Annotated in this window: 8 protein-coding genes; 6 read left to right on the top strand and 2 right to left on the bottom strand. The window is 73.7% G+C overall.

Annotated features, from left to right (window positions below; genetic code table 11):
- Positions 1-68 precede the first annotated feature (68 nt).
- Positions 69-617 carry a hypothetical protein gene (locus tag ACFU0Y_RS14450; RefSeq protein WP_380215221.1) on the bottom strand — a complete coding sequence of 183 codons (549 nt, stop codon included), beginning with the start codon at positions 615-617 and terminating at the stop codon, positions 69-71.
- A gap of 138 nt (positions 618-755) precedes the next feature.
- Here ACFU0Y_RS14450 and gatC point away from each other — a divergent pair, with 138 nt between their 5' ends.
- The 5 genes from gatC (at position 756) to ACFU0Y_RS14425 (ending at position 7,443) form a co-directional block, all read left to right on the top strand.
- On the top strand, positions 756-1,052 hold the full coding sequence (gatC, locus tag ACFU0Y_RS14445) for an Asp-tRNA(Asn)/Glu-tRNA(Gln) amidotransferase subunit GatC (protein ID WP_368797009.1): 297 nt from the start codon (positions 756-758) through the stop codon (positions 1,050-1,052).
- 4 nt (positions 1,053-1,056) lie between these two features.
- Positions 1,057-2,718: an Asp-tRNA(Asn)/Glu-tRNA(Gln) amidotransferase subunit GatA gene (gene gatA, locus ACFU0Y_RS14440; RefSeq protein WP_380215220.1), complete on the top strand. Its 1,662-nt coding sequence runs from the start codon at positions 1,057-1,059 to the stop codon at positions 2,716-2,718.
- Complete coding sequence (gatB, locus tag ACFU0Y_RS14435) at positions 2,718-4,232, top strand: Asp-tRNA(Asn)/Glu-tRNA(Gln) amidotransferase subunit GatB (RefSeq protein ID WP_380215219.1); 1,515 nt, start codon at positions 2,718-2,720, stop codon at positions 4,230-4,232. Before gatA ends, gatB begins: the two co-directional genes overlap by 1 nt.
- A gap of 157 nt (positions 4,233-4,389) precedes the next feature.
- Positions 4,390-5,541: an NAD(P)/FAD-dependent oxidoreductase gene (locus ACFU0Y_RS14430; protein ID WP_380215218.1), complete on the top strand. Its 1,152-nt coding sequence runs from the start codon at positions 4,390-4,392 to the stop codon at positions 5,539-5,541.
- Between the two features lie 186 nt (positions 5,542-5,727).
- Positions 5,728-7,443 (top strand): immune inhibitor A domain-containing protein, encoded by a 1,716-nt coding sequence (locus tag ACFU0Y_RS14425; RefSeq protein ID WP_380215217.1) that lies wholly within the window; start codon positions 5,728-5,730, stop codon positions 7,441-7,443.
- Positions 7,444-7,447: 4 nt separating this feature from the next.
- Here ACFU0Y_RS14425 and ACFU0Y_RS14420 read toward each other — a convergent pair whose 3' ends face one another.
- A complete protein-coding gene (locus ACFU0Y_RS14420; protein ID WP_380215216.1) occupies positions 7,448-9,619 on the bottom strand; it encodes a S9 family peptidase in 2,172 nt (723 codons plus the stop codon).
- 136 nt (positions 9,620-9,755) lie between these two features.
- Here ACFU0Y_RS14420 and ACFU0Y_RS14415 point away from each other — a divergent pair, with 136 nt between their 5' ends.
- Entirely contained in the window at positions 9,756-10,535 is a 780-nt protein-coding gene (locus tag ACFU0Y_RS14415; RefSeq protein ID WP_380215215.1) for a CPBP family intramembrane glutamic endopeptidase, read from the top strand.
- The last annotated feature ends 58 nt before the right edge of the window (positions 10,536-10,593 follow it).

Below are 10,593 nucleotides of genomic sequence, written 5' to 3'. Positions count from 1 at the left end.
GGGCCCCTCCGTCCGGAGGGGCCCTTTCGCGTGCCCGGCCGCCGCCGGGGGCGGCGCAGTGCGTCCGCTCAGGTCCACAGCCACGGCTCGGCGGGCTCGGTCCCGGCGTCGCCGAAGCTCACGGAGCGCTCCGCACCCTTGACCCGGTACGGCTGGATCACCGTCAGGGACTCGCCCTCCCGGTGCTGGGTCTCCACCGCCACCGCGGTCTGCCCGGACCGGTCCGGCAGGGTCACGGGAAAGGCGACCGCGGCGCAGAGGAGGTCGTCGCGCAGCTCCACCGCCCTCGCCCGGAGGGCGTCGAGGACGGCCTCGGGACTCAGCTCCTCCGCCTGCTCCGCCGGCAGGCTGTCGAGCTCGTACTCGCCGTCCTTGCGGGCGGTCACGAGGAACGCGGGGAACGCCCCGTGCCGGGCGAGCTGCTGCTCGGCCACGGACTGGACGTGGGCCATGACGGTGTCGATCGTCGCGGCGGCGTCCTTGCTGACCCGCTGGCGCCAGGCGTTGGCGGCGTCCGTCGCGGACGTCGCGCGCGCGGCCTTCCCGGGGCGGGCGCCGTCGCGCCGGGTCTTGGCGCCGCGGTCCTTCTTCGTGCGGGCGGGGGTGCTCTTGGCCATGTCCGGGTGCTCCTGTGTGGTGGTCGGTGCTCCCCTCCAGGGTATGCCCCGGCGGGGCCCCTCCCGGCCGGGGAGGAGCGGAGTCCCGCGCGGCTAGACTGGACCGGAAACCACCCCCGATCACCAGCAGGAGTGCGCATGTCTGCGATCACCCGCGAGCAGGTCGCCCACCTGGCGAAGCTCGCGCACCTCGAGATGACCGAGGAGGAGCTGCGGTCCATGGCGAAGGAGCTCGACCTCGTCGTCGACTCCGTGGCCTCCGTCAGCGAGGCCGCCGGACCGGACGTCCCGGCCACCAGCCACCCCATCCCGCTGCAGAACGTCTTCCGCGAGGACGTCGTGGGCGAGACCCTCACCGCCGAGGAGTCCCTGCTCAACGCACCGGACGCCGCCGAGGGCAAGTTCAAGGTGCCCGCGATCCTGGACGAGGAGTAGCCGCATGACCAGCACCGGTGCCCCCCAGGGCGTCGTCGGCCTCTCGGCCGCCGAGCTCGCCCACCGCCTCGCCGCCGGCGAGGTCACCTCCGTCGAGGCCGTCCAGGCGCACCTGGACCGCATCCGGGAGACCGACGGCGAGCCCGTCGACCCCGCCGACCGCAGCCGCGGCCGGACCGGGCTCAACGCCTTCCTGCACGTCAACACCGAGGAGGCCCTCTCCGTGGCCGCCGAGGTGGACGCCGCCCGTGCCCGCGGCGAGGAGCTGCCCGAGCTCGCCGGCGTGCCCATCGCGGTCAAGGACCTCATCGTCACCAGGGGCCAGCCCACCACCGCCGCGTCGCGGATGCTCGAAGGCTGGATGAGCCCGTACGACGCCACCGTGACCCGGAAGCTGCGCGCCGCCCGGATGCCGCTGCTCGGCAAGACGAACCTCGACGAGTTCGCGATGGGCTCCTCCAACGAGCACTCCGCCTTCGGCGACACGGCCAACCCGTGGGACCTGTCCCGCATCCCCGGCGGGTCCGGCGGCGGGTCCGCCGCGGCCGTGACCGCGTTCCAGGCGCCGCTGGCCCTGGGCACGGACACCGGCGGGTCCATCCGCCAGCCCGCGGCCCTGACGGGCTCGGTCGGCGTCAAGCCGACCTACGGCGGGGTCTCGCGCTACGGCGTGATCGCCATGGCCTCCTCGCTGGACCAGGTGGGCCCCGTGGCCCGCACGGTGCTCGACGCCGCGCTGCTGCACGAGGTGATCGGCGGGCACGACCCCCAGGACTCCACGTCCCTGCCGGATCCCGTGGGCGACCTCGCCGCCCAGGCACGGGCCGGGGCCGCCGAGGGCGGCCTGGCCGGTCTGCGGGTGGGCGTCGTCAAGGAGCTCACGGGCGAGGGCTTCCAGCCCGGCGTCCAGCAGCGCTTCGAGGAGGCCGTGGACCTGCTGCGCTCGGCGGGCGCCGAGGTCGTGGAGGTCTCCACCCCGCACTTCACCTACGCGCTGGGCGCCTACTACCTCATCATGTCCTCGGAGGTCTCCTCGAACCTCGCCAAGTACGACGGCGTGCGCTTCGGCCACCGGGTGCTGCCCGAGGAGGGCCCCCTGACCATCGAGCGCGTGATGGGCGCCACCCGGGCCGCGGGCTTCGGCGCGGAGGTCAAGCGGCGCATCATCCTGGGCACCTACGCGCTCTCCGCGGGCTACTACGACGCCTACTACGGCTCGGCGCAGAAGGTCCGCACCCTCGTGCAGCGCGACTTCGCGGCCGCGTTCGAGCAGGTGGACGTGCTCGTCTCCCCGACGGCGCCGACCACGGCCTTCCGGCGCGGCGCCGTGGACGAGTCCGCGGACCCCATGCAGATGTACCTCAACGACATCGCCACCATCCCCACCAACCTGGCCGGGGTGCCGGCGATCTCCGTCCCCGGCGGCCTCGCCCCCGAGGACGGGCTGCCCGTGGGCATCCAGTTCATGGCCCCCGCCCGCCAGGACGCCCGGCTCTACCGCGCCGGCGCCGGCCTCGAGGCCCTGCTCGAGCAGCGCTGGGGCGGGCCGGTCTGGCAGCAGCTGCCGGACACCGCCGCCCTCGTCCGGGACGCGGCCGGCGGCCCGACCGCGACCGGCCCGTCCGCGTCCGACCTGTCCGCACCCGTCCGGGGAGGAGCCCGCTGATGAACCGGAGCACCGAAGAGGTCCTGTCCTTCGACGAGGCCATGGAGAAGTACGACCCCGTGCTGGGCTTCGAGGTCCACGTGGAGCTCAACACCCGGACCAAGATGTTCGACGCCGCCCCCAACGTCTTCGGCGACGAGCCGAACACCAACGTCACCCCGGTCTCGCTCGGCCTGCCCGGGGTGCTCCCCGTGGTGAACCGGGTGGCCGTGGAGTCGGCGATCAAGCTCGGGCTCGCCCTGGGCTGCGAGATCCGCCCGGTCTCCCACTTCGCCCGGAAGAACTACTTCTACCCGGACACCCCCAAGAACTTCCAGACCTCCCAGTACGACGAGCCGATCGCCGAGAACGGCTCCGTCGACGTGGAGCTCGAGGACGGGACCGTGTTCACGGTCGAGATCGAGCGCGCCCACATGGAGGAGGACGCCGGGAAGCTCACGCACATGGGCGGCGCCGCCGGGCGCATCCAGGGCGCCGACTTCTCCCTGGTCGACTACAACCGCGCCGGCGTGCCGCTCATCGAGATCGTGACGAAGCCCATCGTGGGCGCCGGGTCCCGGGCGCCCGAGCTGGCCCGGGTCTACGTGGCCCTCATCCGCGAGATCGTGAAGAACCTGGGGATCTCGGACGCGAAGATGGAGCGCGGCAACGTCCGCTGCGACGCCAACGTGTCCCTGATGCCCAAGGGCGGCGCCACGTTCGGCACCCGATCCGAGACCAAGAACGTGAACTCGCTCCGCGCCGTGGAGCGCGCCGTGCGCTTCGAGATCCAGCGCCACGCGGCGGTCCTCGACTCCGGCGGCACGATCGTGCAGGAGACGCGGCACTGGCACGAGGACACCCGCTCCACCACGAGCGGGCGCCCCAAGTCCGACGCCGACGACTACCGCTACTTCCCGGAGCCCGACCTCGTGCCGGTCGTCACCGACCACGAGTGGATCGAGCGGCTGCGGGCGGAGCTGCCGGAGCCCCCGGCCGAGCGCCGGAAGCGGCTCAAGGCCGACTGGGGGTTCTCCGACGAGGAGTTCCGGGACGTCGTCAACGCCGGGGTCCTCGACGAGATCGAGCAGACCGTCGCCGCCGGCGCCGCGCCGGCCGCGGCCCGCAAGTGGTGGATGGGCGAGATCGCCCGCCTCGCCAAGCAGCGGGAGGTGGAGATCGCCGAGCTCGGCGTCACCCCGCAGCACGTCGTGGAGCTCGACGGTCTCATCGACGCCGGGAAGATCAACGACAAGCTCGCCAAGAAGGTCCTCGCCCACGTCCTGGAGGGCGAGGGCTCCCCGGGGGAGATCGTGGCGCAGCGCGGGCTGGCGGTCGTCTCCGACGACGGCGTGCTGACCGCGGCGATCGACGACGCCATGGCGCAGATGCCCGACGTCGTCGCGAAGGTGCAGGCCGGCAAGGTCCAGGCCGTCGGCGCCCTCATCGGCCCGGTCATGAAGGCCACCCGCGGCCAGGCCGACGCGGGCCGGGTGCGCGAGCTGATCCTGGCGAAGCTGGGCGTGCAGGGCTGACCGCCGCCGGCGCGCGCAGGACCGCGTGCGCCGGCACGAACCACCGAGGGGTCGTCTCCTGCGGGAATTCGCGAAGGATTCCGGCAGGACGCGACCCCTCGGTGCACGCTGGGCTCCGGACGCGACCCCTCGCCGCGCGGCGTGCGAGCATGGGCCCATGGACACTGCGTGCGACGTGCTCATCATCGGCGGCGGCATCGCCGGACTGTCCCTGGCCTCCGAGCTGGCGGACCGGCGGGGGAGCGGGACCGGGATCGTGCTCGCGGAGGCCGAGCCGGCCCTGGCCCGGCACACCTCGGGGCGCTCGGCCGAGCAGCTGATCCCCAGCTACGGCCCGGCAGCCGTCCGGGAGCTGACCACGGCGACGGTGGCCCGGCTGCTCGACCCCCGCCCCGCCCCGCCCCGCCCCGTGGCCTGGCCCAGCCGCATGGTCCTCGTGGGGACCGAGGAGCAGCTGCGCGCCGAGGCCGCGCCGGGGATGCAGCCGCTGTCCCGCGCGGAGCTCGTGGAGCTGTGCCCCGAGCTGGCCTGCTCCCCGGCGGACGCGCTCGGGGGCGGGCGCCTCGACAGCACCTCCGTGCGCACCGACGCCGCGGCCCTCGTGGCGTGGCACCGGGACCGCGCCGCGGCGGCCGGGGCGCGCCTGCTCACCGGCGCCCCCGTGACGGCGGCTGAGCCCGACGGCGCCGGCTGGCGGGTCGAGGCCGGCCCGCACCGGCTGCGCGCCCGGCAGGTCGTCGTCGCCGCGGGCGCCTGGGCCGACGAGGTGGCCGCCCTGTTCGGCGCCGCCCCGCTGGGCCTGCGACCGCTGCGGCGCACCGCGGCCCTCGTGCGGCTCGCGAAGCCGCTGGCCCCGGACCACCCCATGGTCGTGGCCGCCGACCACGGCTGGTACTACCGCCGGGCCGGGGACGGCGCCCTCGTCTCCCCGTCCGAGGCCGTGCCGAGCGAGCCCTGCGACGCGCAACCCGTGCTCGAGGACGTCGAGGACCTGCTGGGGCGGCTCAACACCGTGACCTCCCTGGGCGCCACCGGGATCGAGCGGGCCTGGACCGGTCTGCGCACCGAGGCCCCGGACGGCGTGCCGGTGTGCGGCGCCGACGCCGCCGTCCCGGGGCTCCTGTGGCTGGCGGGCCAGGGCGGCTACGGGTTCCAGACGAGCACGGCCATGGCCCGCGCCGCCGCGGACCTGCTGCTGGACGGGGCCGTGGGCCCGTGGTGCTCCCCGGACACGGCGGCGGCCCTGGACCCGGGACGATTCACCACCGGCTCACCCGTACGGAACATGCCGCAAGCGACCCCCCGGTAGTGACGGAGCGATCACGGCAGAGGTCTACGGTGTGAGCTTCCGGGATCGGGCCTCGGGCAACGTCCCGTCGGGGGAGGAGAACCAGTCATGTCAGGTTCGCTCAGGTTCAGAGCGGCGCTGTGGTTGTCGGCGGCTCTGATGGCCGGTACTGCTCCGGGGGTTGGGGCGATCGCGCCCCCCGGGGGCATGCCGCACGCGGCCGACCCGGTGGCCGCGCACTCCGATGATCGCACAGACCCGGCCGCGGCCGAGCGTCGCCGCCTCAACGGGGAGGCCGTGGAGCGGATCGTGACCGGTCGGGCGGAGGTCCAGGACCGTGGCGGCTCCCGGGCGGTCCAACTGGAGCCTGGAGTATGGGCACAGTACGGGGCTCCTCGCCAGGCCGAGATCCTTACTTTTCTCGTGGAGTTCGGCGAGAAGAAGGATCCCCGCTTCCCGGACGCCCCATCCGGACCCGGTCACAACGCGATCCCCCGTCCGGACCGCACTGTCGACAACGTCACCCACTGGACGAACGACTTCGACCGGGCCCACTACACGCGGCTGCTCTTCGCCGACGACGGGGACTCGATGCGAGACCTCTATCGGGAGATGTCAAGGGGACGTCACCTGCTGAGCGGGGCGGTCGAGGACTGGGTGCGCGTGCCCTGGCACTCGGCCAGCTACGGGCAGACCGAGAACCAGGAGGACATGACCCGCTTCGTCCAGGACACTGCCGATGCCTGGTATACGGCGCAGAAGGCCGCCGGGCGCACCGCCGCCGAGATCGACGCCGACCTCACCCGGTTCGACCGGTGGGACCGCTACGACCACGACAGCGACGGCGACTTCGCGGAGCCCGACGGATACATCGACCACTTCCAGGCCGTCCACGCCGGCGAGGGCGAGGAAGCCGGCGCTCCCGCTTCGGCGATCTGGTCTCACCGGTGGGCCGTGAATCAGGACGGAGCGGGCACGGACGGTCCCGCGTCCAACCCTGCCGGCGGCATCAGGATCGGGGACTCGCAGCTGTGGATCCGCGACTACACCACGGAACCGGAGAACGGCGGGCTGGGCGTCTTCGCCCACGAGTACGCCCACGACCTCGGTCTGCCCGACCTCTACGACACCGCCGGCGGGGAGAACGGAACGGGGTTCTGGACCCTCATGAGTGCCGGGGGCTGGCTGAGCCGTGAAGGTGATGCCATCGGCACCGCGCCGGACCACATGGGCGCGTGGGAGAAGCTTCAGCTCGGCTGGCTCGACTACGAGGTCGCCATTCCTGGCCGGACCTCCATCCATGTGCTCGGCGCGTCAGCAGACCCGGGCGCAGCGGCTCAGGGACTCGTTGTCGTCCTGCCGACGGACGAGAACGGGAGGAATCGCTATTACCTGGCGGAGAACCGGAGATACGTCGGCTACGACGCGACCCTCCGAAGCGGTCCCTACAACTTCGGTCGAAGCATCTCCGCCCCGAACCTCGTTGAGCGTTTCCCCTACCAGGACGGGTTGAGCATCTCCTACTGGAACACAGCCGTGCCGGACAACAACACGAGCCAGCACCCGGGCAGCGGGCTGGTCCTGCCGGTGGACGCACGCCCGGAGGCGCTGCGGTGGTCGGACGGAGCCCCGGTGCGCAACCGCATCCAGAGCTACGACGCGACCTTCGGGACGCAGGGCACGGACGGGATCGAGCTCCACCATGAGGTCGCGGGGGCCTCGAGCATTCTGCGTGCCGGCCCGAGGCCGGCGGTGGACGTCTTCGACGACACCGACCCGGCCGCCTACTACGACCCTCTCAACCCCCAGGGCAGCGTGGTCGTCGCGGGCGTCGGGACGACCGTACGGGTGCTGGAGGACGCGGAGGAAGGACCGACGACCGTCCGCGTCGAGTGGAGCGCGCCGGGCCGCGCAGGAGGCTGAGGGTTCAGGAGCCGGGGAGGCCCATCCGGTCCAGCACCCAGGCGTACTCCCACGCCGTGTCCTTCCACTGCGAGTAGCGGCCCGAGGCGCCGCCGTGGCCCCCGGCCATCTCGCAGCGCAGCAGCACCGGCTCGCCGGAGGTCGAGACCTCCCGCAGTGCGGCCACCCACTTGGCGGGCTCCACGTAGAGCACCCGGGTGTCGTTGAGGCTCGTCACGGCGAGCACCGGCGGATAGGGCAGGGCGCGGACGTTCTCGTAGGGGGAGTAGTCGCGCATGTACCGGTAGACGTGGGCGTCCTCGATGGGGTTGCCCCACTCCTCCCACTCCAGGGCGGTGAGCGGCAGCGTGGGATCGAGGATCGAGGTCAGCGGGTCCACGAACGGCACGGCCGCGAGCGCGCCGCAGTACCGCTCGGGGGCGAGGTTGAGCACCGCGCCCACCAGCAGGCCGCCGGCGGAGCCGCCCATCACCAGGATCCGCCGCTCGTCGACGTCCGGCCGGGCCGCGAGGTGCTCGGTGACCGCCACGTAGTCGGTGAAGGTGTTGGTCTTGTGCAGCTTCTTGCCGTGCTCGTACCAGGTGCGGCCGAGCTCCCCGCCGCCGCGCACGTGCGCCACGGCCCAGACCACCCCGCGGTCCAGCAGGGACAGCCGCGAGACCGAGAACGCGGGGTCGGTGCTGTGCTCGTAGGAGCCGTAGGCGTACTGCAGCACCGGCGCCGGCACGGCGGGGTCGAGGTCCGCCCGGCGGACCAGGGAGACGGGGATGCGGGTGCCGTCGGCCGCGGTGGCCCAGCCCCGCTCCACGGCGTAGTCGGCGGGGTCGTAGCCGCCGAGCACCGTGGCCTCGCGCCGCAGCAGCGGCGCGGCGGGCAGCGCGTCGTCGTCCCCGGTGGCGCCGGCCACGAAGACGTCGTAGACGCGCGGGGGCGTCGTGAAGGAGGTGTAGGACAGCCGCACGACGGGGGCGTCGTGCTCCGCGGCGGAGACGCTCGCGGTGTAGAGCTCCTCGGCGAACGCCGGCTCCACGGGCTCGGCCTGGGACGCCGTGCCCAGCCCGGCGAGCGGCAGCAGCCGGACCCGCAGCGTGGTGTCCGCCCGGACGGAGACCACCAGGTGGGTGGCCGTCACGGCGCAGCCGTTGACGCGGACGGTGGCGGAGGCCGGCACGACGTCGCGCAGGGCCACCTCCGCGACCGGGCGGCCGAGGTCGGCGGGGTCCATGAGGGAGATCCGGGAGTTCGGGGCCTGGTGGTCGTGGGTCAGCAGGATCTGCTCGCGCCCGTCCAGCAGCAGGGGCTCCGCCTCGTAGAGCACCCGGTCCGTGCGGGGCAGCACCACCCGCAGCGGCGTCGCCGGGTCCGCGACCGGCTGGATCAGCTGCTCGGAGAACTCGGAGCACATCGCCTCCACCACGATCCAGCGGCGGTCCGCGGACAGGCCCGCCCCGAGCCACAGACCGGGGTCGGCCTCCTCGTGCACGACGACGTCCTCGGCCACCGGGGTGCCCAGCTCGTGCCGGCGCAGCTGGTGGGGGCGCCAGGACTCGTCCACCACGGTGTAGTACACGGCGCGGGCGTCCGGGGTGAGGAAGGACCCGTAGAACGTCCCGGGGATCTCGTCGGCGAGCAGGGCGCCCGTGGTGAGGTCCCGGACCCGCAGGGTGAAGCGCTCGTCGCCGGTGACGTCCTCGGCCCAGGCCAGCAGCTCCCCGTCCTCCGAGACGTCGAAGCTCCCGAGGGAGTAGAACTCGTGCTTCGCGGCCTCCGCGTTGGCGTCGAGGAGCACCTGCTCCCCGGTCATGGGCACGCCCGGCTCGACGACGGGCGGCGTCCAGTCCGCCAGGACGTCGCCGGTGGTCACGGCCGGGACCCGGCAGAACACCTGGTGCGCGCCGCCCTCCACCGTGCGGGCGAAGTACCACCAGCCGCCGCGCCGGCTGGGCACGGACAGGTCCGTCTCCCGGGTGCGGCCCTTGATCTCCCCGAAGATCGTCTCCCGCAGCCCTGCCAGGTGGGCGGTGGAGGACTCCGCGTACTCGTTCTCCGCGGCGAGGTGGGCCAGCACCTCGGGGGAGTCCTTGTCCCGCATCCACTCGTACGGGTCGGAGAACACGTGGCCGTGGAAGGCGCGCTCGACGGGCTGCTGACGGATCTGCGGGGGAAGGACTGTCATGGCTCCCATCCTAGGGAAGACGCCCCGGCGAGCAGCCCGGAGGGACGCCCGGTCGGCGGCCGGTGCGGGTCCGCCCTGGGGACCGCCCGCCGCCGGGTGCCCGGACGGGGCCGGGCGCCGGTGCCAGAATGGCCGCATGAGCACCCCCGCCCACCTGGCCCCGCGCCCGCCCGCCTTCGGATCCACCCGCGCCGACCTGTGGGTGCAGGTGCTCCTGGTGCTGGGGGTGTCCCTGGGCGCCTCGGCCCTCTACGCGGTGCTCTCCCTCGCGGAGCACCTCGCGCGCGGCCCGCTGTCCGAGGCGCAGGCCACCATGAACCCGCCGCTGAGCCGGCAGCCCCTCTTCGACCTGCTGCGCCAGCTCACGGGCATCGCCCTGGACCTCGTGCCGGTCCTGCTCGCCCTCTACCTGCTCGCCGGCTCCGCCGGCGCCCTCGGCACGGTCCGGCGCCGGATCGGCCTCGACACCCGCATGCCCCTCCCGGACCTGGGCCTGGGCACCGTGCTCTTCCTGCTCATGGGGCTGGGCACGCTCGTGCTGTACGGCGCCGGCCGGGCCCTGGGCGTCACCGCGGAGGTGACCACGTCCGGTCTGGCCCAGCACTGGTGGACGGTGCCCGTGCTGCTGCTCTCGGCCGTGCGCCACGCCCTGCTCGAAGAGGTCGTGGTGGTCGCGTTCCTCACCGACCGGCTGACCCGCATCGGGTGGAGCTGGCCCGTGGTGCTGGTGGTCACGGCCCTGTTCCGCGGCAGCTACCACCTGTACCAGGGGATCGGGCCGTTCCTCGGCAACGTGGTGATGGGCCTCGTCTTCGCGGAGCTCTACCGGCGCACCGGCCGGGTGATGCCCCTGGTCCTCGCGCACTTCCTCCTGGACGCCGTGGGCTTCCTCGGCGCCGCCCGGCTCCTGGGCTGAGCACGGCGCCGCCGCCCGCGCGCCGCCGCCCGCGCTTCCGCCCCGCACGGCGGCGTGC

Origin of the sequence: Kocuria sp. NPDC057446, from assembly GCF_042802875.1 — a bacterium.
In the GTDB taxonomy this organism is placed as follows: Bacteria; Actinomycetota; Actinomycetes; order Actinomycetales; family Micrococcaceae; genus Kocuria.
The sequence above is the reverse complement of the archived record's forward strand: the minus strand, read 5'-3'. Positions and strand labels throughout refer to the sequence as shown.